Raw genomic sequence first — 25,531 nt, 5'->3', positions numbered from 1 at the left:
GCAGCGGACCTTATTCATGGTCGCCATCGTGGCAGTTGCGGCAGCGGTCGGCGCGGGCGTGCTCTACGGACGCGATTTGACGGATGGCATGCGCTATGAAAAGGCCATGTCCCAGATCGGCGAGGCCAGCAAGGCCAACGCCGGCCCGTGGCCGCAGCCGCAGGAGACTTGCTTCGTCTGTCACGGCCCACGGGGCCAGTCGCTCAACGCCTGGTACCCGGCGCTGTCGGGCCAGCCCAAGGTCTATATCGCAGCCCAATTGCACGCGTTTGCCAATGACCAGCGGCCCAACCCGTACATGGGGCCGCTCGCGAAGGGCCTCACCGATGCGCAGATCGACGCATTCGCAACCTATTTCGCGCAGCAGACGCCAGCCCGAAACGAAGATGTCGCGGCCGATGCAAAGCTCGAAAAGCGCGGGCTGGCGTTGGTCCAAGCCCGAAGTTGCCAGGCGTGCCACGGCGCGAACCTGATGGGCAAGGACTCGGCGGCACGTTTGGCAGGACAGGGGCGAGACTATCTCGCGAAGCAGCTAGCGGAGTTCAAGGCGGGCGCACGCAAGGACCCGACCGCCGCCATGAACGGCATCGCTGCAACACTGTCGAGCGAAGACATTTCCGCAGTTGCCCACTACCTGGCCGGAGTGTCGCCGGTCCGGGAGGGCATCGCTGCTCGCTGATTTGCCGGGAGGGCCTGAGATGTTCACGCCTGGTGCCCTGCGAGGGCGCCGCAGGCATGCCACCTGGATGGGGCGTTCTGCCAATCAATCGGATGCCGTGTCGCTTGTGGCAAGGTGTCCGCGTGCGATGCGAGGCGTGATCGCTATCATCAGATCCACTACGCGGTTCATGTTCACACCTTGCGCTTGCGAGCCAAACCTCAGAAGCGATGCACCATCCATCAGTGCTGCGATAAGTGTCGCGCGGGCGAGGCATTCGCGCGCGGTCGCCGACGAATCAATCTCACGGATGAGATCAGCGTAGCTTACCCGGTAGGCGGCATAGACGCCTCCCACGATTTCACGCGTGATGTCCGAATGCTGGGCTAGTGCAAACATCTCTGCCCAGAGTCGAAACACCGCAGGATCTGCAGCTTCCGCAGCGACGGACGCGGCGATATCGCACAGACGTTCTAGAGCCGGTTTGCCACTCGGCTTGCCGACATCCGCGTAGTGGTCCAGATAAGCCTGCGTCAGCGCGCCAATGGTTGAGCGGAGCAGGTCATCGTGGGTCGGGAAATAGTTTTGGAGCGCGGACGGCAGGATGCCAAGCTCTCTCGCCACCCGCGCCAACGAGAAGCTCGCATAGCCTTCTGCCGCTAGCAGGTTGCCGGCGGTAGAGATGATCTCGTTGATCTTGGTTTCTCTACGCTTTCCCTGCGCCGTCGGTCGGTAGTGGAAGGCGTCCTGAGCCGAGTGCTGCGCCCGCAGGTCCAGCAACTCTGGAGGGAACCGCCCACCTTCCCCAAAGATGCTGCCCTGGGTCTCGCCACTGCCGTGCGCGGCACGAACGAGCGCTTCGCTTTCCAGCATCTCTGTAGGCGCGCTCACCACCATTTTGATGGTGCGCTTCGTCACACGAACGAACTCGATATAGTCCTTTCCGAGGTAATCGCCGTGGGAGGCGAATATAGTCATGCCGTCGATCTGCGCGACGATCACAGCCGCACGCACCAGGCACTCTTCGCCGGTCAGCGTCGGATGGAGTTCTGACAATAACTTCGCAAGGATCCCTCGAAACCGCACCTGAACCTCGTGCAGCAGTTCAGTGGCATAGGCTTCACGTGAGGCGAACGCCATGAGTTCCACCATGAACTTCGGCAGATCGGTCTCGTTGATGGTCTGGAAAATATGGTTGATCAGCGCAGAGCAACGTTGCGCTGCACCGGTGCCCGGACGACTCGCGATCGCGGTGTAGTCCGCCATGACCTGGCTCATGTATGCCCGCAGCGCCGTGCTCAGCAATTCATCTTTCGTTCGAAAGTAGTACTGGAGATTTCCGTGTGTGATGCCCATGCGATCCGCCACGCGGCGTGTCGCGAATCCAGCATAGCCATCCTCCTGAAATACCTGGCGCGCAGTACCAAGGATCTCCCGGATACGCAGTTCCCGATTTCGTCGCGTTGACGGCTGCCTGGTTTCTTCGGAATGGTCAGGGTTGTTTTGCTTGACCGCGCCATTTTGCACTTTGGCTCTCCCATCACGTTAAAAGACAGTCCAAATTATAGGCCGATACGATGGAAGGGGGGAACGCCGCGCCGATTTTCCATGCCTAGGCGTGTCCATAGTGGCTACCTGAGTACAGCCGTCGAACACAGCCGGACTTCCTGCACGCCCCTCCGCCCACACCAACCACGTACTGGACGCTTCGGCAGCCGCGCCACCCGTCTCCCGCACCATGCGAAATTGCCGCGATGCGACATCGTTTGTGCCGGGTTTGGTCGGTGTTTTCCCTATTGCGATCACCTTGCTTGTAGGCCGTATCAACGTTAATATTGGGCCAATTAAATGCAGTTTGTAGGCCATCAAAACGTCGACATGTGGTGGCGAAGGCAGAATGGGACGCATCGCTCGATCTCGAGATCGAGCAGACATGCCGCACCGGCTTCGACCGACTGACGCGCAAGCAGCTTCCCGCATCGATTTGATTAACCCGATGTTCAACAACAGAGATATCAGGAGACAACCATGGCAAAGCACCCCGTCGTCGTCTATGGCGCAAGCGGTTACACCGGCATGTTGATCATGGACTGGCTGATCGATCAGAACATCCCGTTCACCGCGGTCGCGCGCAACGCAGGCCGGGCGAAGGAGATGATGGCGCAGCGTGTCGTGCGCCTCGAGTCGGCCAAATACGAAATCCTCGAGGTGGAACACAACGTGGATTCGCTCGCGAAGGCATTCAGCGGCGCAAAGGTTGTGTGCAACACCGTTGGTCCGTTCTTCAATTTTGGGCTGGTTGCGGTGGAGGCGGCACTCAAGGCAGGGTGTCATTACCTCGATACCACCGGCGAGCAGCACTTCATCCGCCAGGTGCGCGATCAGTTTGGCGAACAGTTCCGTCAGGCCGGTTTGCTGGCGTCGCCGTCGAACGCGTACATGTACACGTTCGCTGAGATTGCGGCCGAGCTGGCGCTCGAGACGCCGGGTGTCGATGCGCTGGAGACAGCGACCCTGGCGCGCGGACTGCGTGGCGCTGGTGCCGGCGTGAGCGTGGGCTCCGCCGCCACCATCTTCGAAAGCTATCGCCAGGAATCCTGCTATCTGTGGGAAAAGGAGCTGGTGCCGCACGAGAAGCACGCTTCGTTCTCCGTCGCCTCCCCCGATTTTCTGCAACCGGTATTCGCTCTGCCGTGGGGAGGCACTTCGCTGCCGGTGTACTTCCAGCACGATTCGCGCGTGCGCAGTTGCATCTCGAGCGTTGGCTTCTACGACAACAACGCGATGCGAATGGTCCATGAGCTCGGCCAAAAGTGGGATGCCGAGTACGCGCACCTGCCGCGCGAGCAGCAGGACGCGGTGCTGGCTAAGCTCGTCGATTCGACTACGCCGATCATGCCGCCGCGCGAGCGCACGTCGTCTCACCGTACCGTTGACTTTGCAATTGGCCGGGGTCAGCTCGCTGCGGTACGCGCGACCGTGCACGGGATCACGCCGTATATCTCCACGGGTGCTATCCAGGCCGCCGGCGCGATCAAGCTGATCGACGGCGATACCGCCAAGGTCGGGTTCGCGTCCGGCTCGCAGGCGTTCGGGCATCGCTACCTGCTCGGCTTCCTTGAGCAGCGCGGCTTGGCGCGCGCCACGATCTCGCAGCTGTAATCAGGTCGTCATGCGGCTCTGACTTGAGCGTCAGGCCGTAGCAGGACACACGAAGCACGCCCCGGATGCTGTCTCGGGGCGGCACTGAACATCAATTTCGACCCGTATGCGGCAGGCAGGAGTCGTTCCGTCATCGACCCGGTATGGCGCCAGAGGAATACGAAAATGGCAATCATTGATTTTTTCGACCGCGGGTGGCGCATCAACCCCCACGGCATCGCTTATATCCAGGGCGAACGCAGCTTTTCGTTCCAAGAAATCGGCGAGCTTTCGTGTCGCATCGCCAACGGGCTGCTGGCTGCCGGGTTCGAAAAGGAAGCCAAGGCAGCGGTGTGGGCGGACAACGACGTAATGGGGTGGGGCTGCGCGCTCGGCATGTGGCGCGCCGGCATGGTGTACATCCCCGTCAACGGGCGCAACGCGGCGGCCGAGAACCAATACGTGCTGGACGCTTTCGACTGTGAAGCGCTGTTCTTCACCCAGGCATGTGCACCGATTCTGGAAGAACTGCGGTCCAGCCTGCCGAAGGTCAAGCTGTGGGTGTGCGTAGACGCTGAACTTCCGTGGGCACCGTCGCTCGCCACCTGGAGCGACGGTCACCTGACCACCATGCCGCGCGTCGAGTACGACATGGACGATATCGTCACGTTGTCGGCAACGGGCGGTACCACGGGTGCCCCGAAGGGCGTCATGAACACGCACCGCGCGTTCCAGACGTACTTCGCGCAATTCATGATCGCGTTCCCATATGGAACGCAGCGCCCGGTGAATCTTGCCGCTGCGCCCATGACGCATACCGCGGGGATGATGTCGCTGCCGTGTACCGCACGCGGAGGCACGGTGATCGTGCTCCCGAAGCCGGATCCCGCGCTGCTGCTCGCCGCCATTGCCAGGCATCGCGTCACCGAGTTCTTTTTGCCTCCCACGGTTATCTATCGCCTGCTCGACATCCCCGGCATCGAGCAGCAGGACTTCTCGTCGCTCAAGTATTTCCTGTACGGCGCCGCACCGATGTCGGTGGAGAAGCTCAAGCGCGCGATCGAAGTATTCGGCCCGGTGATGGCCGGCGGCTACGGGCAGACCGAGGCCGCGGCATCGATCTCCAACATGGCGCCCGCCGAGCATTTCGTCGACGGCAAGATCGCGTCTGATGAACGGCTCTCGTCGGTGGGCCGACCGAACCCGCTGATCCGCGTCGAGATCATGAACGACCAGGGCGAGGCGCTGCCGCAAGGCGAGACCGGCGAAATCTGCGTGCGCGGTGACCTCATCATGAAGGGCTATTACAAGGCACCGGACAAGACCGCCGAGACCATCGTCGGCGGCTGGCTGCACACTGGCGACATTGGCCACCTCGACGCCGAAGGCTACCTGCATATCACCGACCGCAAGAAGGACATGATCATCAGCGGCGGCTTCAACGTGTACCCGAGCGAGATCGAGCAGGTGATCTGGGCGCATCCGGCGGTGCAGGATTGCGCAGTGATCGGTGTGCCTGACGACAAGTGGGGCGAGGCGGTGAAGGCGGTCGTGGAGCTCAACGTGGGCCAGACAGTAAGCGCCGAGGAACTCGTTGCCTTGTGCAAGGAGAAGCTCGGTTCGGTCAAGGCGCCGAAGAGCGTGGACTTTGTCGGCGCACTGCCGCGCAGCACGATCGGCAAGGTGTTGAAGAAAGACTTGCGCGAGCAGTACTGGCAAGGTCAGCAACGCAAAATCTGAGATGAGCGATAGACGAATGAGCAACATCTACATTGCCGGCATCGCCATGACGGTGTTTGGCCGTCACCTCGAACGCACAATCGACGACCTCGCTGGCGACGCGCTGCGCGGTGCGCTGCAGGACGCAGGCTGCAACGCCGATGCGATCGGTGCGGCCTACTATGGCGGCATTACCAATGGGCCGTTGCAAGGTCAACTGTCGATTCCAGGACAGGTTGTGTTCAGCAAGATCGGTCTCGAAGGCATTCCGGTTTTCAACGTCGAGAACGCGTGTGCGTCCGGCAGTACCGCCGTGCACCTGGCTGCGCAAAGCCTGAAAGCGGGCGTATGCGATGTGGCATTGGCCATCGGCGCGGAAAAGATGAACGTGCCGGACAAGGCGAAATCCTTCGCGCTGTTCGAGGGCGGGTGGGACGTGTCGCGTGTCGAGGAAAACTTTGCTCACCTGATGAGGATGGGCGAGGGCGTTGAGCCGCCACCCGGCTCGGAATCCGACCGGCCCTACAGCCGCTTCATGTCGGTCTACGCGGCGATGTGCCGCTATCACATGAAGACCTACGGCACGACGCAGCGTCAGATCGCTGCGGTCTCGGCAAAGAACCACGGACACTCGGTGCACAACCCGCTTTCGCAATTCCGCAAGCCGTTCACGATCGACGAGGTACTCGCGGCGCCGCCGATCACCTATCCGATCACACTGCCGATGTGCGCGCCGGTGACGGACGGGGCTGCCGCGGCCATCCTCTGCACGGAAGAGGGCCTGCGCCGCATCGGTGCCGATCGCAAGCGTTGCATCCGGATCGCGGCAAGTGTGATCCGCAGCTTCACGCATCGGCGCATCGAAGAGCCGGAAAAACACATCGGTCGCTTGGCGGCGCTACAGGCATACGAGCAGGCCGGACTGGGCCCCGAGGACATGGACGTAGCCGAGGTCCACGATGCCTCGGCCATGGGCGAAATCATCCAGGCCGAAAACCTCGGGTTGGTCGCGCTCGGTCAAGGGGGCCCCGCTGCCGAACGAGGCGATTTCACGATCGGCGGACGTATGCCCATCAATACGTCCGGTGGTCTCGAATCGAAGGGCCATCCGATCGGCGCGACCGGCATCGGTCAACTCTATGAACTGGTCACGCAATTGCGTGGGGAGGCCGGTGCACGCCAGGTGCTCGGCGCGCGGCATGCGATTCAGGAAAACGGGGGAGGCTTCCAGGGAATCGAAGAAGCAGCGCTTGCCGTTCATATTTTGAGTAAAGATTGACGGAGTTTGAGATGACCAAGGGGCTCGATACCAGGCAGGCCGGGCAGGCCGGTCAATCCGGACTGACGAGGCGTACTTTCGTAAAAGGTGCAGTAGCGACTGCCGTTGTCGTGCCGGCCGCCGCAGCCATGCAGAGTGCGCTCACGGCGCCGCGGGACGACGCCAAAGAAGTGGCCGACCTTGAAAAATATCGGGCGCTGGGCGGATGGGTCGAGAAGCCCGATGACATGCAATCCGCGCTTGAGGGCGATGTCAGCGCGGATGTGATCGTCGTGGGTGCTGGCTTCGCAGGCCTTTCCGCTGCACTGGAACTTGCCAGGCAGGGTGCGAAAGTGATTGTCCTCGAGCGTGAGTTTGCAGGCTTTGGCGCAAGCGGGCGCAATGCCGGGTACCTGGGCGGTGCTATTGCGCTTGAATACGATCTGTTCCTCAAGGATGTCGGCAAACAACGCGCGCAGGAGATTGTCCGCTACTACGAAGACGCCGTCCCCTTCGTTGAGGGCAAGCTCAAGGAGGACGGCATCGACTGCGACTACAACCCGTCCGGGTTGATTCGCGCGGGCATTGATTCGTCACAAGAAAAAAAAGTACGCGAGGGCGTACAGGCGAGCGCGGAGTTTGGTGTCCAGTCAGCGTTTCTGGACGAGGCTCAGATGCGGGCACGGGGCATTCCCCCGGCGTTCCTGTTTGGTGAGTACACACCGCGCGGCGGCACGCTCCACCCGGGCAAGTACGTGATGGGTTTGCGGCGCGCAGCACTTCGGGCGGGTGTGAAGCTCTACGAGAACACGCCGCTGCTGTCCTATACGGAAGGGCCCCTGATTCAGGTGAAAACGCCGCACGGTAGCGCAAGTGCTCCAGTGCTGATGCTCGCCACGAACGCTTATACCCCGCAGCTCGGCCTGCTTGCGGACAAAGTGGTGCCCTTGCGGGTATCAGCCATGGAGACCGAACCGCTTTCCGCGGCACAACTGAAATCGTTGGGCTGGGCGCGACGCGAAGGCATCATGACTGCACATTGGGTCATGGAAAGCCATCGGGTGACAGCGCAAAACACGCTGCTGGTGACCACCAAGCGACTCAACTATCCGTACGGATCGAAGACGCCGAATGTACCTGACTACGATCAGTACCGTGAGCTGAGGATCGCCATGCGCGACCGTTTCCCGACCTTGAAAGACGTTGCGATGCGGGCGTGTTGGAGCGGCTATATCAGCTTCGCCAACGATGCGCTTCCGGTGGTTGGCACGACCGGAGCGAACCAGAACATTTACTACTCCGCCGGGTGTTCGGGGCATGGCGTGGCGGCCCAATCCATGGTCGGCCACATGATTGCCCAACGGATTCTCGGTACCGAGCCGCCGCTGCTCGCGGCGGTGCGCCACGAGTCGCCCTCGACGCTTCCCGAACCATTTCGATGGTGTGCCATGAAAGGGGCGCTGGCTGGCGCGGCGATTATGGACGACTGGGTAAACAGTAAGGTGAGAGGCGCCAAGGCATAAAGGCAAGCGCTTTTTAACTGCAAAAGGAAAGGAGGAGCGCAACATGATTCGCCTGAAGAAAAACGTGGAGTTGCCAGCGGCCGGGCTGACCGGTTTCGAGACGCCGCTGAGTGAAGAGGAAAGTGCGATCCAGAGCAGCGTCCACCGCTTTGCGCGCGACGTGCTTCGTCCGATTGGCCGGGAGCTCGACCGCATGAAGCCGGAAGATGTGATTGCCCCCGGGTCGCCATACTGGACGGCCATGATCGAGAGCGCAAAGCTCGGGCTCGACCCGCAATTGATTGCGCAATTCCCGCCAGAGATGGGTGTTCGGATCGAGTCGATTATCGGCGAAGAGCTCGGCTGGGGCGATTCCGGTCTGGCGGTTTCGCTCGGTGTTGCGGGCATGCCGTTGATGATGGCTCAATCGGTCGGCAATCAGGAACTGATCGACATGTGTACCGGCAAGATCGGCTGCTGGGCGAATACGCAGCCCGATCGCGGTTCTGACGGGGCGATTCTCTACCGCGAAGAGATCAGCGCGCATGGCAAGCAGCCGGTCGGGAACGTCTACGCCAAGGTCGGTGCAGACGAGATCATCATCAACGGGCAGTACTCGTCGTGGGTGTCGAACGGATCGGTGGCACAGGTCGCGCTCGCCTACATGGCAGCGGACTATGGGGATGGTTTCTACGGCACCGGTGAGAACGCTGCCCAGACGAACGGTATTGGCATGATCATTCCGCTCGATCTGCCAGGCATCTCGCGAGGCAAGCCGCTGGACAAGATCGGCCAGCGCGCGCTGCCGCAGGGCGAGATATTCTTCGACAACGTCAGGGTTCCGAAGCGTTTCGCCATTGCGATGAAGGAGGAATACCTCGGCAATCTGACCTCGACGTGGTCATTCGGTGGAACGCATATGTGCCAGGTCTTTACCGGCGTGGCTCGCGCCGCGTTTGAAATGGCGCTGGCCTATTGCCACGAACGCAAGCAGGGCGGCGGCTTCCTCATCGAGCACCAAATGACGCAACTGCGCCTGGGCGACATGCTGCGCCGGCTGGAGATGGCACGTGCCATTGCCCGTCGCAGTCTCGCGTTCGCGCGGATGTCGCCGCAAACCCATCCCTACGCGACTGCGCAGGCCAAGGTCAGCGTGACAGAGGAAGCCATGAAGATCACGCACGAGGCATTCCAGCTCTTCGGCGGCAACGGGACCACGCGCGAGTATCCGATCGAGAAGCTCTTCCGCGACGTCCGGTCCGCGTTGATCGAAGACGGCGAAAACTACCACCTCACAATGCGCCTTGGCGTGCTCGCAAGCCGGCTCTATCAGAACGGCTGGACGAAGGAATAAGCGGGACGCGCCGTCGCTCCCGGGTTGGAGCGGGCGGCGCATCTCCAGATTCCGCGACGGGCAGCGGCCGAGCGTTTCGGACCGCATTTGTTTGAGAGGCCGGTGCAATACGACGCTGTATTTGAATCGTGGAGCGCCTTGCCCGGCGAGCCCGGTTATGGAGCATGGCACAACGTGACGTTTCCATTAAGGAGGTCATGGTGAATATGATTAGTATGTCGAAGCAAAGTTCGATGGCGGTCCTGTTGATTTCCGTGGCTGTTGTTGCCCACGCCCGTGGAGGCGGAGTATCTCGTCCTGACCGATCGATTCCGCATTCGCTGGCTTTGTCGAGTGAGAATCCGGCCGAATCGGACGCTGCGACGGCGAAAGCAAACGTGAACATGGCTCAGGCGGCAAGCGCCAGTCCGGTTTCGGGAAAAACCCGGGCCCAAGTGCAGGCGGAAATCCTGCAGGCAGGAGAGGCGGGGATGCTTCCATCGCGCGGCTTCGACTACCCGCCGAACGCGGACACGATTTCACGGAATCGCGCGCGGTATCTGCGGCTCGAGCAAGCTTGGAAAGACGATGGAGTGCTTCCTGGCGCGAGCCAGTAGGCGACATCGAGGATTGAATCAGGAGACGAAATGAAAGTGCTGGTAGCGGTGAAGCGTGTCGTTGATGCGAATGTGAAAGTTCGCGTCAAGGCTGACGGATCGGGAGTCGATTTGGCGAACGTGAAGATGAGCATCAATCCATTCGACGAAATCGCGGTCGAGGAGGCGGTGCGGCTGAGGGAGTCCGGCGTTGCGACTGAGGTGATTGTCGTATCGTGTGGCGCGAGCATATGCCAAGAGACATTGCGGGGGGCGCTGGCGATCGGCGCGGATCGCGCGATCCTCGTCGAGTCGAACGACAGCGTCGAGCCGCTGGCCGTCGCGAAAATTCTGAAAGCGCTGGTCGACAAGGAACAGCCGCAGCTGGTGATCCTCGGCAAGCAGGCGATCGACGATGATTCGAACCAGACGGGCCAGATGCTGGCCGCGCTGGCGGGTCTCCCGCAAGCGACGTTCGCATCGAAGGTGACGATCGCCGATGGCAAGGCCACGGTTGCGCGTGAAGTGGACGGCGGCGCGGAAACGCTGTCCCTGACGCTGCCGGCCGTGGTCACGACCGACCTGCGCCTGAACGAGCCGCGCTACGTGACGCTACCGAACATCATGAAGGCGAAGAAGAAGCCGCTGGAAACGGTGAAGCCGGAAGACCTCAGCGTCGATGTCGCGCCACGTCTGAAGACGCTGAAGGTGGTCGAGCCGCCGAAGCGCGCTGCCGGCGTGAAGGTGCCGGACGTGAAGACGCTGGTCGAGAAGCTGAAGACCGAAGCCAAGGTGCTGTAAGAGGGAGCGGAAAGAAATGACGATTCTGGTGATTGCAGAACACGACAACGCGTCGATCAAGGCCGCGACGCTGAACACGGTGGCGGCGGCAGCGAAGATTGGCGGTGACATCCACGTGCTGGTCGCGGGCCACAACGCGCAAGCGGCGGCCGACGCGGCAGCGAAGATCGCAGGCGTGTCGAAGGTGCTGCTGGCCGATGCGCCGCAACTGGCCGCGGGCCTGGCGGAAAACGTCGAGGTGACCGCGCTGAACATCGCGAAGGATTATTCGCACATCCTCGCGCCGGCCACCGCGTATGGCAAGAACATCGCGCCGCGTATCGCCGCGAAGCTGGACGTCGCGCAGGTCTCGGACATCACGGCGGTCGATTCGGCCGACACGTTCGAGCGCCCGATCTACGCCGGCAACGCGATCGCGACGGTGCAGTCGAGTGATCCGATCAAGGTCATCACGGTGCGTGCAACGAGTTTCGATCCGGTTGCAGCGGAAGGCGGCAGCGCGTCGGTCGACAAGATCGAAGCTGCGGCAGATGTAGGCAAGTCGCAGTTCGTGGGCCGTGAAGTGACGAAGCTGGACCGTCCGGAATTGACGTCGGCCAACATCATCGTGTCGGGCGGCCGCGGTCTGGGCAGCGGCGAGAACTACACGAAGGTGCTGGAGCCGCTGGCGGACAAGCTGTCGGCCGCACTCGGCGCGTCGCGCGCGGCAGTCGACGCCGGCTACGTGCCGAACGACTACCAGGTCGGCCAGACCGGCAAGATCGTCGCACCGCAGCTGTACATCGCGGTCGGCATCTCGGGTGCGATCCAGCATCTGGCCGGCATGAAGGATTCGAAGGTGATCGTCGCGATCAACAAGGATCCCGAAGCGCCGATCTTCAGCGTGGCCGACTATGGCCTCGTCGGCGATCTGTTCACGCTCGTGCCGGAGCTGACGTCGTCAATTTGAGCGGGCAAGCCGAAGCGGTGACCCGCACAGGGCGGGCACCGTCATCATGTAGATAGAGGCTGTATGGCAAAAAAATCTTTTCCAACCAGTACGGCAAACCTGCAGCGCAGGCAATGGCTCAAATATGCCGGGGCCTCGGCTGCCGCGGGCACGCTCGCCGTGAGCGCCCAACAGTCGTATGCCGCCGTCACTACGGGCGCGCGAAGCACTGACGGCATTCTCGATGTCGCCATTATCGGTGCTGGACTGGCCGGCCTGACTGCCGCGCGAGACCTGCGTAAGGCGGGCTGCGAGTCCTTTCTGGTGCTCGAAGCCCGGGACCGCGTGGGAGGGCGAACGCTCAACTACAACATTCCCGGTGGGTACGTTTCGGAAGTCGGCGGACAATGGATCGGTCCGGGCCAGACTGCCGTCGCCGATCTCGCGCGCGAACTGGGCGTCGGAACTTTTCCAACCTATTACGACGGGAAGACAGTCGTTCTGGGCGGTGAAGGGCGCGTGACAGTCGATCTGAAGGGCACCTTCGGTACCGACGAGGCGGTCGCGGCCAAGCTCAGCAAGCTCTCGCGCGACGTCCCCGGTGGCGCGCCGTGGAAGTCTTCGAAGGTCGGCGAACTGGACAGGCTTTCGGTCGGGGATTGGCTGGCGAAGCAGGATATCAAGCCGGAAGACCAGGTGAGCTGGAATGCCAGCATCATTCTCTCGGGTGGCGCGGCGCCGGCAAAGATGGGGTTGCTGCATTTCCTTTCGATGATCAATTCGGCGGATTGCGATTATTCTCAACTCGACGCCATCAAGCACAGCGCCCAGGAAACCCGCTTCGTCGGCGGCTCGCAAATCCTCAGTATCAAGATGGCCCAGCAACTCGGCGACAAGGTCCGCTTGTCTTCACCGGTTCGCCAGATTTCCGGATGGGACAGCGACGTCGTCACCCTGCATACGGACCATGGAGAAGTACGGGCGCGTACCGTCATCATGGCCATCCATCCGGCCTTGTGTCATCAGATGCAGTTCGATCCGCCCTTGCCCGAAAAGCGTGCGGCCCTGCAGGGCGCCTGGCCCGCGCATTCCCCCGCGCGGAAGACGGCCATGGTTTACCGCCGCCCGTTCTGGCGCGACAAGGGCATGAACGGCAGCATCTTCCAGGTCAATGGCCCCATTCTTTGGGCCTTCGACAACTCCCCGCCCGGTGGGGAGATCGGGGTCATCAACGCGTTCGTCGGGAATGCGATGGTCCCGTCCGAGCGGGACGCTGCAATGGCCATGCATAAGCAGTTCTACTCGCAGGCATGGGGCGACGAAGCGCTTTCTCCCATCGCCTATCACGATCAGGACTGGAGCAAGGCCGATCCCTGGACGATTACCTGCGTTTCCGCAATTCCGCCGGGCTTCTGGAGCGCGCACGGCGAGGCGCTGCGCCCGTCGTGCGGCAAGCTGATCTGGTCGGGAACGGAGACGGCAGATATCTGGGCCGGTTACATGGATGGCGCAGTGCGTTCCGGCCATCATGACGCACTTCAGGCGCTGAATTCCCTGCGTCGAGCGTAGGACGGTATCAATGAAAAAAATTCTATTAGTTGGCATTCCTCTGGTTGCCGTCCTGCTGCTCGCCATTTTTGGTTCCGATCTGCTGGGCCTTTATCGACTTCAGAGCTATGTCACGACGTCGGCGGCCGCTTACGTTGCCGATGGCGGGCCGTGGCCGCACGTGGTGGACACCTGCACCGTCTGCCACGGAGTCAAAGGAAACTCGCTCCATCAGGGATATCCGAGCCTGGCGGGGCAGCCCGCGCCTTACCTGGAAACACAGCTCCACAATTTCGCGAGTGAGGCGCGGCGCAATCCGAACATGGGACCTCTCGCTAAGACGATGAGCGATCCGCAGATCAAATCGCTGGCTGCGTATTTCGCAAGTGTGACTCCGGTCGCGAATCACTACTTCCAACCGGATGCACGGCTGCGCGAGAAGGGACAGCGCCTGGTGGCCGCGGGCAACTGTGTCGCATGTCATGGTGCCCAACTGATGGGCCACGACCAGTTTCCGCGGTTGGCCGGTCAGGGATACGACTATCTGCTTGCGCAGTTCGACGAGTTCGCTTCCGGCATCCGCAGTGAACCCACAGGCGTCATGAAAAATCTAGCGACTGGTTTTTCGCCAGAAGACCGCAAGGCCATTGCCATCTATCTGGCAAGCCTTGACCCGAAGAAAAATTAACCTGTCAGATACAACCGGAGTTTGGAGTTAGTCATGGACCTCAGATCTGTCGTTCTCGTTCTCTCTAGTGCGTTGCTGGCGTGGAGTTCATTTTTCCACGGCTGGAAGTTCGTCAAAAGACGCAACTTTCTTCTCGGGCTGGAGATGTGGATTGTGGGTATCTCCGCGACGAACGCTATCGGATACTTTGCCACCGGGAACGCCGTTTCCTATGAGGTAGCGCATTTCTTTGACGCGTTCTCCCGTGGATTCGGCATGCCTATCATCGCCGTTGCGGGTCTGATGGCGATTACGCACGGGTACAAGCCGACAGTTCGCCAGGACGTCGCGGCATTTGTCGTCCCGGCTGCACTCACATTCGTCCTCGTGGGATCGGACTTCATCGCTCCGGTTTTGCCCTACTTCTATCTGACGATGTGGATCCTGCTGTCGATCTATCTCGCGTACTTCATTAAAAGGCTCCTGGAAATAGGTGAGACGCTCCGTGCGCTGGCCTTGGCGTTAGGCCTGGTGACTTCACTCGGCATTGCGGTCATTTATGATTTTTACAAGATCCCGGGCGACGAAACGAACGTGTTTTTCAATTTCTACACCCTTGCTTTGTGCTCGTGGGCCTACCTCATGGCGGCGATCTATCACGGCTATTGTGCTATCGAGGGAACGAAAAGCGGCGGGGCCGTGCTGAAATCGCCCACACCGTACCGCAGCTGACTTGTCTTCTCAACGCGCTCTCGAACGCCAGCGAGGTGGTCATCGTGCTGGTTCTGCCTCTGTGGATGTTGTTGTTCGGTGGGCAGTTGCTGGGCCGCGCACGAAAGCAGCCGGCACGCTTGCAAGGTGTTAGAGCGACCACCTAAGGCAACTCTCAAACGTATCTCAACACAGGATTGAATATGACTACCCTGATCGTGAACTACCCAAGCACGGAAGGTGCGACCTTTGACCGTGAGTATTACCTTTCGAAGCATGCTCCCCTTGTCGGCTCGGCGTGGAGCGAGTTCGGTCTGCAATCGGCCGAAGTCCTGTTTCCATCAACGAAAGCACAACCCTTCGCATGCGTTGCGATACTGCGTTTCAACGATCAGGCCGCGATCAATAGGGTCCTTTCTTCCGCCAAAACCGCCGAGGTAATGGGTGACGTGAAAAACTTCACCACTATCACTCCGACGATTTTCTGCGCGGACGATTGACAGATCGCTCGGCTGGCCCGACTTCGTCACTACTGTCGGGCCTGCAATCCCTGCGATGAACGACGCCATGTGAAAAATAGAATTGTCCGATGACACTATTGATTGGAATTCCTCTAGAAGCTGCCGCCGGCGAACGGCGCGTTGCGACCGTGCCCGAAGTGGTCGAGAAGCTGATCAAGCTGGGCTTTTCGGTCGCCGTCCAAAGCGGCGCCGGTGCCGGCGCGAATTTTGACGACGACGCGTATCGTGCGGCCGGTGCGAGCATCGCCGCTACGGCGGCCGAGCTGTGGTCGGGCAGCGATATCGTTTTCAAGGTCCGCCCGCCGAGCACGGAAGAAGTCGCGCTGATGCGCGAAGGCGGCACGCTGATCGGCTTCGTGTGGCCCGCGCAGAATCCCGAACTGATGCAGCAGCTGGCCGCGAAGCGTGCCACCGTGCTCGCGATCGATTCGCTGCCGCGCACGCTGTCGCGCGCACAGAAGATGGACGCGCTCACGTCAATGGCCGGCATCAGCGGCTACCGTGCAGTGATCGAGGCCGCGCATGCGTTCGGCCGCTTCCTGAACGGGCAGGTTACCGCGGCCGGCAAGGTCCCGCCGGCCAAGGTGTTCATCGCCGGCGCCGGTGTGGCCGGTCTGGCCGCGATCGGTACGGCGGCCAGCCTCGGCGCGATCGTGCGCGCGAACGACACGCGGGCGGAAGTGGCCGACCAGGTCAGGTCGCTCGGCGGCGAGTTCGTCAAGGTCGACTACGAAGAAGAAGGCTCGGGCGGCGGCGGTTACGCGAAGGTGATGAGCGAAGGCTTCCAGCAGGCGCAGCGCGCGATGTACGCGCAGCAGGCGAAGGATGCCGACATCATCATCACCACCGCGCTGATCCCCGGCAAGCCGGCGCCGAAGCTCATCACCGCCGAGATGGTGGAGTCGATGAAGCCCGGCAGCGTGATCGTGGACATGGCCGCCGAACAGGGCGGCAACTGCGAACTCACGGTGCCCGGCGAAGCCGTCGTGCGCCACGGCGTGACGATCGTCGGCTATACCGATCTCGCATCGCGCCTGTCGCGGCAATCTTCCACGCTGTATGGGACCAACCTGCTGCGTGTGGTCGAGGAGCTGTGCAAGGGCAAGGACGGCACGATCAACGTCGACTTCGACGATGATGCGATCCGCGGCCTCACCGTCATCAAGGAAGGCAACGTCACGTGGCCGCCGCCGCCGATCAAGCAGGCGGTCGTCGCGCCCAAGCCCGCGGCAGCGGCACCCGCAGCCGCAGCCGCCGCACCGGCGAAATCGAAAGGCCACGGTCACAGCGGCGAGCCGATGTCGGCCAAGTCGCTCGCGATCGTATTCGCGATCGGCGCGCTGGCGTTCCTGTGCGTCGGCCAGTTCGCACCGGCCAGCTTCCTGTCGCATTTCACGGTGTTCGTGCTCGCGTGCTTCGTCGGCTACATGGTGATCTGGAACGTCACGCCGTCGCTGCACACGCCGCTGATGAGCGTGACCAACGCGATCTCGTCGATCATCGCGATCGGCGCGCTCGTGCAGGTCGCGCCGCCGCTGGGCGAGTTGGCCAACGCCGGCGTCCGTCCGTCCGGGCTGATCCTCGGCCTCGCGGTGGGCGCACTCACGCTCACGGCCGTCAACATGTTCGGCGGCTTCGCGGTGACACGACGCATGCTGGCGATGTTCCGCAAATAAGGGGACGAAAAAGATGACTTCAAACCTGACTACCGTCTCCTATATCGGCGCCGCGATCCTGTTCATCCTCAGCCTCGGCGGCCTCGCCAATCCCGAGACCGCGCGCCGCGGCAACCTGCTCGGCATGATCGGCATGCTGATCGCCGTGCTGGCGACCGTCGCCGGTCCGCGCGTGTCGGCCGCGGGCATTCCGTACGTGAGCGCCGCGCTCGTCGTCGGCGGCGCGATCGGCCTATATGCCGCGAAGAAAGTGCAGATGACGCAGATGCCGGAACTGGTCGCGCTGATGCACAGCCTGGTCGGTCTCGCGGCCTGCCTGGTGGGCTTCGCGAGCTATATCGACACGTCGGTGCAGTTCACCGGCGCCGAGAAGGCGATCCATGAGGTCGAGATTTACGTCGGTATCCTGATCGGTGCCGTGACCTTCGCGGGCTCGATCATCGCGTTCGGCAAGCTGTCGGGTAAGATCGGCGGCAAGCCGCTGCTGCTGCCCGCCCGCCACTGGATGAACCTGGCCGCGCTGCTGATCGTGATCTACTACGGCCGCGCGTTCCTGCATGCGGAAAGCATCCAGGACGGCATGCTGCCGCTCGTCGTGATGACGGTGATCTCGCTGCTGTTCGGCGTGCACATGGTGATGGCGATCGGCGGCGCGGACATGCCGGTCGTGGTGTCGATGCTCAACAGCTACTCCGGGTGGGCGGCGGCGGCGACCGGCTTCATGCTCGGCAACGACCTGCTGATCGTGATCGGCGCGCTGGTCGGCTCGTCCGGCGCGATCCTGTCGTACATCATGTGCCGCGCGATGAACCGCAACTTCATCAGCGTGATCGCGGGCGGTTTCGGCAGCGGCGCGGGCGCACCGGCGGCAGTCGGCAGCGGCGCGGCACAGCCGGCCGGCGAAGCGGTGGCGGTGAGCGCGGCGGAGACGGCCGAGCTGCTGCGCGAGGCGAAGCGCGTGATCATCGTGCCGGGCTACGGGATGGCCGTGGCGCAGGCCCAGCACACGGTATTCGAACTCACGAAGCTGCTGCGTGAAAAGGGTGTCGACGTGCGTTTCGCCATTCACCCGGTCGCGGGCCGCATGCCGGGCCACATGAACGTGCTGCTGGCCGAAGCGAGAGTACCGTACGACATCGTGCTGGAAATGGACGAGATCAACGGCGACTTCCCGGAGGCCGACGTGTCAATGGTGATCGGCGCGAACGACATCGTGAACCCGGCCGCGCAGGACGATCCGACGAGCCCGATCGCGGGGATGCCGGTGCTGGAAGTGTGGAAGGCGAAGACGTCGATCGTGATGAAGCGCAGCATGGCCTCCGGCTATGCGGGCGTCGACAATCCGCTGTTCTACAAGGACAACAACCGCATGTTGTTCGGGGATGCGAAGTCGATGCTCAATGAAATCTTTGGCGCGCTGGCGGTCTGATCGTCCATTTTACTTGCCGCGAGATCGGGGCGGAACTGCGCCCCGACTTGCGGCACGATTCGTGACGTTTTCTCGGAACGCGCACGCCCTGATGGCGCACAGGGAGCAATTCCTGACGACGCCTTTCTACCGAGCGAGAAACCGTCTAAAGCAGGTTTGACGGGACGATTGCGCCAGGCCGATGTCTGCGCCGCAAGTCTGCTGATCATCAACGAATTCAAGCGCGGGACCTACGCTGCATCCTTGGCGTCAATTCTTCCGTGCGCTATGCGAATCGCCATGGCCATCATCAGGTCGAAAACGCGGTCAATGTCCCCCCATTGCTTCGGCAGACCGAACATCAGGGTCGCTACGCCCTCCATCTGTGCCGCGATGAGTGTCGCGCGAGCGAGGCATTCACGCGCTGTAGCAGACGAATCTATCTCGCGCACCAGGTCGGCGTAAATCGCCCGATAAGCAGCGTAGATTCGTCTTACGAGCTCACGGGTGACATCTGAGTGCTGAGCTAGCGCGAACATTTCGACCGCGAATCGACATACCCTCGGATCGCAGGCTTCCTCGAAAACGTCCTCGACGATTTCACGCAGGCGCTCGAGCGCAGGTTTGCCGCTTGGCCTACCCATTTCTACATATCGATCCAAATAGGCCTTCAGCAGTGCGCCAATGGTTGAGTGAAGCAGGTCATCGTGCGTGGGAAAATAGTGCTGGAGCGCGGCCGGCAGGATACCGAGTTCCCTCGCAACTCGCGCCTGTGTGAAGTTCGCATATCCTTCCGACGCCAGGAGGTTAGCGGCAGAAGAGATTATCTCGTTGGTCTTTATCTCTCGACGCTTCCCTTGGAGCGTTGGCCGGTAGTCGAGGACGTCCTTTCCTGTTTGGCGCGTGCTCAACTCAAGCAATCCGTGCTGGATATGCCCTTCGGACCCAAAGACGCCGACGTGAATCTTGCTGCTACCCTGTGCGTGGGGTTTGCGCGAGCTGTGAAGGGGGCCACCGTATTCGAGCACCTGCCCTGACAAGCTGACAATCAATTTTATAGCTCGCTTTGTTACGCGAATAAATTCTGTATGGTCCTTATCCGAGCCCCCGCTTTGATGGGAGAGAATCATCATTCCGGAGGTCTGCGCGATAAGAACGGATGCACGCACGAAGCACTCTTCGTTTGTTAAAGCCGGGTGGATTTCCGAGAGCAGCTTCACAAACATGCCCCGATATTCCGCGTACATATCGTCGACGAGTTCCGCAGCATAGGGTTCATGCTGAGCGAAAGCCCAAACTTCAAACAGGAACTTCGGTAGATCGGTTTCGTTGATATCGCGAAATATGCGCTCTACGAGCGCAGAGCAACGCCGCTCGGCGCTGGCGCCGGGCCGGGTTGCGATTTCCGCGTAGTCGTTGAGCGTCTGGCGCATATACGCCCGCAGCGCCGTACGCAGCAATTCATCTTTCGTGCGGAAGTAGTATTGGAGGTTTCCTTGTGCGATTCCGACCCGACGCGCTACGCGACGCGTCGCGAATCCAGCGTACCCATCTTCCTGAAATGTCTGCCGAGCGGCAACGATGATCTGCGTGATGCGCAGTTCCCGGTTTCGCCCTGCAACGGGCCCGCCGTCGGGCCTTGCTTCCCCCAAGGTTCCTCGCTCCGGCGATCTCTCTTGCACGTCGGCTCTCCTCAATAGAACTACTTTAGATTATAGGTCGGCTCGATGGTATGTAAAAGCATCGTCGATGTGATATCGGTGAATCAAGTTTCGGACACCTGCTCGCATTTGTGACAATCGCCCTGTCTGAATAATTAGGGGCGGATTTGAAAGAGGCCGGGAAACAGCAGGTAACTGGAGAATTGTTCACACCAGTCGGTGTTTCCCCTGCGTTTACCAAGCTTGATTTTAGGCCAGTGCACAGCTATTATTAGGTCATGAATAAAATAAATCTAGGTCGATCAAATGGAAAGATTGGCTTGATGAGAGGATGGTTACGGGGCTGAGGATGAAGGAGTGCGAGATGAGCAGCAATGTAGTTTCTTTGCGGAGTCTGATCGACAAATGGTTGGCCCCGACACCGGCCTCGCCGGTCCGCTTGACCCGGTTCCGTTATGCGGCACCCAGACCCACGCGATGTGTCCGCGCAGAATCTCTTCTGGCGTCAGGCTCCCTGGCGCTCATCTTTTTCCAGCACGACGACGGATCGTGGTGTGTATTTCCTCCTTCTTCGGAGCGGCCGGCGATGCGAGCCTGGCTGAAGGCCGAATGAAGAAGGCCGGCGTATTCGTCGGGATTGAAGGGGAATTGCGATGGACATCGAAAAGATTGCAAGCGATTCGGGCATGCTGGTCGTGCTGGATGGGCGGATCGGCCGCGAAGAGTACAAGAGCGTGTACGGATCCTTGCAAGCTCTTCAGCGCTTTGCCAACAGCGTCCGCGAGTCGGTCGCGAGCGAAACGTGCGGTGCCCGCATTAATCGGGTGCCGGAATCTTTAATTTGATCCACGGTGTTAATGCTGTTGTTGTTGCTGGACAGTACGCCTCTGCTTTTTTTCGAGTGAGTGGTCAGGACGGAATATCCTGTTTCTACTCTATTTTTTCACCTTTGTCGTTGTGATCTAACTTCGTCAGACCGTTCCAGGGAAGACTCCGCCTGAACCGTTCGTGACTACGTGAATTTAAGGAGATTAGTCATGGTAACGAACGCGAAACAAGAGCGTATCGATAAGCCACGGACAATTGCTTATCGACTCCACGGTAATGTCTTTGCGGCAGTTGTGATGTTCGGGTCGCTAACGGGACTGTGCTATGGCGCTGATTTTCCAGTTTGGCCAACATCGACTCAAGCTGTCGACGTGCCGCAAGGGGGAATGCCTACTGCGGAGGAAATCGCAACTGTTGTGAGTACCCGCTTTCACATCGGATTGCACGATGCGTTGCAAATCGGTCACGCGGTGCTGAATGCAGCGAAGCGTTCCACAATCTCACCGCTGTTATTGCTTGCAGTGATTGCCGTCGAATCCAGTTTCGACCGTTTCGCGGTAAGTGTGGTTGGCGCCATGGGACTCATGCAGGTGCTTCCGTCTCAACACGCAGACCGTGTCCTTCGCACGTCTGATTTGACAGACGCGCGCACAAACATCCGTATCGGGTGCGCAATTTTGCAAGACTACATAAGAGCGTCAGGTGGAAACCTCGACGACGCGTTATATCGGTACAGTGGAGGCGCCAAGGGCTACGCGCGACGTGTAGCCGATCACTTGAGCATGATGAAAGCGGAACTCGGTTTGTAGTCGCGGTCCCGTTCGAGCAGGATCATCGGACGGTCGAGCGGCGCATCCGGGCCATGCTGGGATTCAAGTCTATTCGATGCGTCCTGATCTTGCCGGGAGGCATCGAAGTTATGCAAATGATCGTCAAAGGACAGATGAAGTGCGTTCGCGCAACCCGTCCGACCTCCACTGATCACTCCTATTGCACCAACGCTTTCTGGAGGTCGGGCCGGAAGCTTGCAAGTCGAGGGCGTTCCGGGCCGCTCAAGTACAATCCGATCGGTTTAGTCTACGGGCACGCGATGACCGGCTTACATTCCCGTTCCGCCCAGCGCGGGCGCGCACTGCCGTCGCCGGGCGCCACGGTGCCGATCTCGCTCGTCAACGGTTTCCTGGCGAGCGCGGGCGTGGGGCGCGATGTGATCGAAGGCTATCTGTATGAAGCCGGCATTGCAATCGAGTTGCTCGGCGAGCCGCATTCGCGCGTGACGGAAGAGCAATTCTCGACGCTGTACCGCACGCTCGCGATTGACCTCGACGACGAGATGCCCGGCATCTTCTCGCGCCCGCTGCGCGGCGGCACGCTGAAGTACCTGTGCCTGAGCCTGCTCGATGCGCGTAACCTTAGAACGGCGCTCCATCGTTTCGGCCAGTTCTTCCATATCCTGCTCGATGACTTCTTCGTCGAATCGAGGAACGACGGTCTCATTGTGCAGGTAATGCTGCGGCCGGAGGCGGCCGTGGGCCCAATCAGCCCGCTCGGCCAGGAGCTGATGCTCAAGCTCGTTCACGGCGTGTGTTCATGGCTGATCGGGCAGAAGATCCCGCTGCTGCAGATCGAGCTTGCGTGCCCGCGACCGCGCCATGCGGTCGATCACCTGTACTTCTTCTCCGGGTCCGTGAAGTTCGACTGCGAGCGCACGCTTCTGCGCTTCAGCGTGGACTACCTTGAGGCGCCAATCCGGCAGAGCAAGCGCAACCTGCAAAAGTTCCTCGCGCGCGCGCCAGGCGACTGGATCTTTGAATCATTCAGCGAACAGCTCGTGTGCCATCGCGTGCGGCAATACCTGTCGGCGGCGCTGCCCGACCTGCCAGTGATCGATCTGGTGGCCGAGCATCTGCATTGCTCCGTACGCACCTTGAGCCGCCACCTGGCCGCCGAAGGCACGACGTTCCAGGTGCTCAAGGATGAACTGCGGCGAGATATCGCAATCCAGCGGCTCACCGACACGCCCGACACGATCGCGGCGATCGGCGCCGACGTTGGCTTTGACGATCCAAGCGCGTTCCATCGCGCGTTCCGACAATGGACAGGAAGTACGCCGGGGACTTACCGGCGGCATGCATAGCGCACGGAGCGGGCACAGCCGTTTTCCCGACGCTGAATCACCTGGCCGACTCACTGCGCCCGCTCCAATGGCCGGCTCCCCTATGCGACCCACAGCCGGCTCCCGTTGCCGGCCCCTCCGCGAATTCTCACCACCGCTTCCGCCCCGCCGATCGGCGCGACGATGCGCATGTCTTTTCGCAGGGACCGGATTCGGGGAAACCCGACGCGGCCGGCTGCCTTCAGCATCGCCCGTGCATCGCGTGGCCGGTTTTGTCACCATGAGGGCCGGATATGACAATGGGAAATCGTCACGGCGGCGGTAGGATGCGTCACTACGTCTCCTGGATCTGGCCGGTTTTGTCGTATCGGGCCTTGAGACGCACCTCACTCACCGCCTGATTGGAACATCGACCATGAGCTATACCGCCCCCATCAAGGACATGCTGTTCGTGCTCAGGGAGCTCGCGGGCATCGACACCGTTGCGCAGCTTCCTGGCTTCGAGGATGCCGGTTACGACACCGCGCATGCCGTGCTCGATGAGTCGGCGAAATTTTGCGGCGAGGTGCTGGCGCCGCTGAACGTCGAAGGCGACCGCAATCCGAGCAGCTGGAAGGACGGCGTCGTGACCGCTACGCCGGGTTTCAAGGAAGCGTTCCATAAGTTCGTGGAGGGCGGCTGGCAGGGGTTGCAGCATCCGGCGGAGTACGACGGTCAGGGGTTGCCGAAGCTGATCGCGGCGCCGTGCATCGAAATGCTGAACGCATCGAACCTGTCGTTCGCGCTGTGTCCGCTCCTCACCGACGGCGCGATCGAGGCGCTGCTGACGGCCGGCAGTGACGAACAGAAGCAGCGCTACGTGCCGAAGCTAATCTCGGGCGAATGGACGGGCACGATGAACCTGACCGAGCCGCAGGCCGGCTCAGATCTCGCGCTGGTGCGCACGCGCGCCGAGCCGCAGGGCGACGGCACGTACAAGGTGTTCGGCACGAAAATCTTCATCACGTGGGGCGAACACGACATGGCGGACAACATCGTCCACCTGGTGCTTGCGCGCACACCGAACGCGCCGGATGGCGTGAAGGGCATTTCGCTGTTCATCGTGCCGAAGTTTCTGGTCAACGAAGATGGCTCGCTCGGCGCACGCAACGACGTGCACTGCGTGTCGATCGAGCACAAGCTCGGGATCAAGGCGAGCCCGACCGCGGTGCTGCAATACGGCGACCATGGCGGCGCGATTGGCTACCTGATCGGCGAAGAGAATCGCGGCCTCGAATACATGTTCATCATGATGAACGCCGCGCGCTTCGGCGTCGGGATGCAGGGGATCGGCGTCGCCGACCGTGCATACCAGAAGGCCGCCGCCTTCGCGAAGGAGCGCGTGCAGAGCCGTCCGGTCGACGGAGCGGCCAGGCAGTCAGTCACCATCATCCATCACCCGGACGTGCGCCGGATGCTCGGCACGATGCGCGCGCTAACCGAAGGCGCTCGCTCGCTCGCGTATGTCGCGGCCGCGCACAGCGACATTGCCCACCACCATTCGGACGAGGCGACGCGGGCACGTCATCAGGCAATCTACGAATATCTGGTGCCGGTCGTAAAGGGCTGGAGCACCGAGATGGTGAACGACGTGGCAAGCCTCGGCGTGCAGGTGCACGGCGGGATGGGCTTCATCGAGGAAACCGGGGCGGCGCAGTATTACCGCGACGCGCGGATCCTGGCGATCTACGAAGGCACGACGGCGATTCAGGCCAATGATCTGGTCGGCCGCAAGACGCTGCGCGACGGCGGCACGGTCGCGAAGGCGCTGATCGCCGAGATCGGCGACACGGTCGCGGCGCTCGGCAAGGTCGACTGCGCGGCGGCCGCGTCGATGAAGGCGCAGCTGGAGAAGGGCGCGCACTCGTTGTCGACGGTGATCGACTACGTGCTCGCGAACGCGAAGCAGGACCCGAACGCGGTGTTCGCGGGCAGCGTGCCGTACCTGAAGCTGGCGGGGATCGTGCTGTGCGGATGGCAGATGGGGCGCGCACTGCTGGCAGCGCACGCGAACCGCGCGAGCGACACGGCATTCTTCGATGCGAAGATCGCGATCGCACAATGCTATGCGGAACACGTCCTCGTGCAGGCAGGCGGGCTCGAAGCGTCGATCGTCAGCGCGAAGGGTAACAACAGCGTGCTCGCGTTGTCGGAAGACCAGTTCTAACCGTCACGGTCGAGGCGCAGGAGGAGACAGGATTTTGACCACACAGGACTTGGCCGCGCAATACGGCCCGCGCGAATCGATGGAATACGACGTCGTGATCGTCGGCGGCGGCCCGGCCGGCCTGTCGGCGGCGATCCGGCTCAAGCAGCTGGCAGCGCAAAAAGGCGTCGAGCTTGGCGTGTGCGTACTGGAAAAAGGCTCGGAGATCGGGGCGCATATCCTGTCGGGCGCGGTGATGGATCCGCGCGCGATC

At 61.4% G+C, this 25,531-nt stretch carries 22 protein-coding genes; 20 read left to right on the top strand and 2 right to left on the bottom strand.

Annotated elements, in window-relative coordinates:
• Positions 1-16: 16 nt before the first annotated feature.
• Positions 17-679 (top strand): c-type cytochrome, encoded by a 663-nt coding sequence (locus B0G73_RS35595; protein WP_374957048.1) that lies wholly within the window; start codon positions 17-19, stop codon positions 677-679.
• A gap of 84 nt (positions 680-763) precedes the next feature.
• On the opposite strand, the gene B0G73_RS35590 is transcribed toward B0G73_RS35595, so the two are convergent.
• Positions 764-2,185 carry a TetR/AcrR family transcriptional regulator gene (locus tag B0G73_RS35590; RefSeq protein ID WP_106285745.1) on the bottom strand — a complete coding sequence of 474 codons (1,422 nt, stop codon included), beginning with the start codon at positions 2,183-2,185 and terminating at the stop codon, positions 764-766.
• Positions 2,186-2,686: 501 nt separating this feature from the next.
• Here B0G73_RS35590 and B0G73_RS35585 point away from each other — a divergent pair.
• The 14 genes from B0G73_RS35585 to pntB all read left to right on the top strand — a co-directional run bounded on the left by B0G73_RS35585 (position 2,687) and on the right by pntB (position 18,488).
• On the top strand, positions 2,687-3,820 hold the full coding sequence (locus B0G73_RS35585; RefSeq protein WP_106285744.1) for a trans-acting enoyl reductase family protein: 1,134 nt from the start codon (positions 2,687-2,689) through the stop codon (positions 3,818-3,820).
• A gap of 165 nt (positions 3,821-3,985) precedes the next feature.
• Entirely contained in the window at positions 3,986-5,539 is a 1,554-nt protein-coding gene (locus B0G73_RS35580) for a class I adenylate-forming enzyme family protein (protein ID WP_106285743.1), read from the top strand.
• A 16-nt stretch (positions 5,540-5,555) separates the two neighbouring features.
• Positions 5,556-6,797 (top strand): thiolase family protein, encoded by a 1,242-nt coding sequence (locus B0G73_RS35575; protein ID WP_106285742.1) that lies wholly within the window; start codon positions 5,556-5,558, stop codon positions 6,795-6,797.
• Between the two features lie 11 nt (positions 6,798-6,808).
• Positions 6,809-8,299, top strand: a complete 1,491-nt coding sequence (locus B0G73_RS35570) for an FAD-binding oxidoreductase (RefSeq protein ID WP_106285741.1) — start codon at positions 6,809-6,811, stop codon at positions 8,297-8,299.
• Positions 8,300-8,342: 43 nt separating this feature from the next.
• Positions 8,343-9,632, top strand: a complete 1,290-nt coding sequence (locus B0G73_RS35565) for an acyl-CoA dehydrogenase family protein (protein ID WP_106285740.1) — start codon at positions 8,343-8,345, stop codon at positions 9,630-9,632.
• Positions 9,633-9,796: 164 nt separating this feature from the next.
• Positions 9,797-10,228, top strand: coding sequence for a DUF4148 domain-containing protein (locus B0G73_RS35560; RefSeq protein WP_146144269.1), 432 nt, complete (start codon positions 9,797-9,799; stop codon positions 10,226-10,228).
• 30 nt (positions 10,229-10,258) lie between these two features.
• The gene (locus tag B0G73_RS35555; RefSeq protein ID WP_106285739.1) at positions 10,259-11,008 is read left to right on the top strand and encodes an electron transfer flavoprotein subunit beta/FixA family protein; all 750 of its coding nucleotides are present in this window, start codon (positions 10,259-10,261) and stop codon (positions 11,006-11,008) included.
• Positions 11,009-11,024: 16 nt separating this feature from the next.
• Positions 11,025-11,957, top strand: a complete 933-nt coding sequence (locus B0G73_RS35550; protein ID WP_106285738.1) for an electron transfer flavoprotein subunit alpha/FixB family protein — start codon at positions 11,025-11,027, stop codon at positions 11,955-11,957.
• A gap of 63 nt (positions 11,958-12,020) precedes the next feature.
• Positions 12,021-13,505: an FAD-dependent oxidoreductase gene (locus B0G73_RS35545; RefSeq protein ID WP_106285737.1), complete on the top strand. Its 1,485-nt coding sequence runs from the start codon at positions 12,021-12,023 to the stop codon at positions 13,503-13,505.
• Positions 13,506-13,515: 10 nt separating this feature from the next.
• On the top strand, positions 13,516-14,172 hold the full coding sequence (locus tag B0G73_RS35540; protein WP_106285736.1) for a c-type cytochrome: 657 nt from the start codon (positions 13,516-13,518) through the stop codon (positions 14,170-14,172).
• Between the two features lie 33 nt (positions 14,173-14,205).
• Entirely contained in the window at positions 14,206-14,883 is a 678-nt protein-coding gene (locus tag B0G73_RS35535; protein WP_106285735.1) for a hypothetical protein, read from the top strand.
• Positions 14,884-15,065: 182 nt separating this feature from the next.
• A complete protein-coding gene (locus tag B0G73_RS35530; protein WP_106285734.1) occupies positions 15,066-15,362 on the top strand; it encodes an EthD family reductase in 297 nt (98 codons plus the stop codon).
• An 89-nt stretch (positions 15,363-15,451) separates the two neighbouring features.
• Positions 15,452-17,059, top strand: a complete 1,608-nt coding sequence (locus B0G73_RS35525; protein ID WP_106285733.1) for a Re/Si-specific NAD(P)(+) transhydrogenase subunit alpha — start codon at positions 15,452-15,454, stop codon at positions 17,057-17,059.
• Between the two features lie 13 nt (positions 17,060-17,072).
• Positions 17,073-18,488 carry a Re/Si-specific NAD(P)(+) transhydrogenase subunit beta gene (pntB, locus tag B0G73_RS35520; protein WP_106285732.1) on the top strand — a complete coding sequence of 472 codons (1,416 nt, stop codon included), beginning with the start codon at positions 17,073-17,075 and terminating at the stop codon, positions 18,486-18,488.
• Positions 18,489-18,718: 230 nt separating this feature from the next.
• Here the strand turns inward: pntB and B0G73_RS35515 are convergent, their stop codons facing one another.
• Positions 18,719-20,149, bottom strand: coding sequence for a TetR/AcrR family transcriptional regulator (locus B0G73_RS35515; RefSeq protein WP_106285792.1), 1,431 nt, complete (start codon positions 20,147-20,149; stop codon positions 18,719-18,721).
• A gap of 632 nt (positions 20,150-20,781) precedes the next feature.
• Between B0G73_RS35515 and B0G73_RS35505 the strand changes: the two genes are divergently transcribed.
• From B0G73_RS35505 to B0G73_RS35485, 5 genes are all read left to right on the top strand, one after another.
• Positions 20,782-20,973: a hypothetical protein gene (locus B0G73_RS35505; protein WP_106285731.1), complete on the top strand. Its 192-nt coding sequence runs from the start codon at positions 20,782-20,784 to the stop codon at positions 20,971-20,973.
• Positions 20,974-21,165: 192 nt separating this feature from the next.
• Complete coding sequence (locus B0G73_RS35500) at positions 21,166-21,765, top strand: lytic transglycosylase domain-containing protein (RefSeq protein ID WP_106285730.1); 600 nt, start codon at positions 21,166-21,168, stop codon at positions 21,763-21,765.
• 257 nt (positions 21,766-22,022) lie between these two features.
• Positions 22,023-23,093, top strand: coding sequence for an AraC family transcriptional regulator (locus B0G73_RS35495; RefSeq protein WP_258194122.1), 1,071 nt, complete (start codon positions 22,023-22,025; stop codon positions 23,091-23,093).
• 394 nt (positions 23,094-23,487) lie between these two features.
• A complete protein-coding gene (locus tag B0G73_RS35490; RefSeq protein ID WP_106285729.1) occupies positions 23,488-25,278 on the top strand; it encodes an acyl-CoA dehydrogenase in 1,791 nt (596 codons plus the stop codon).
• 79 nt (positions 25,279-25,357) lie between these two features.
• Positions 25,358-25,531: FAD-dependent oxidoreductase (locus tag B0G73_RS35485; RefSeq protein WP_146144270.1), on the top strand; the 174-nt coding region annotated here is incomplete at its 3' end.

The organism is Paraburkholderia sp. BL25I1N1, assembly GCF_003002025.1.
GTDB lineage: Bacteria > Pseudomonadota > Gammaproteobacteria > Burkholderiales > Burkholderiaceae > Paraburkholderia.
This window is presented reverse-complemented; position numbering and strand designations above follow the sequence as displayed.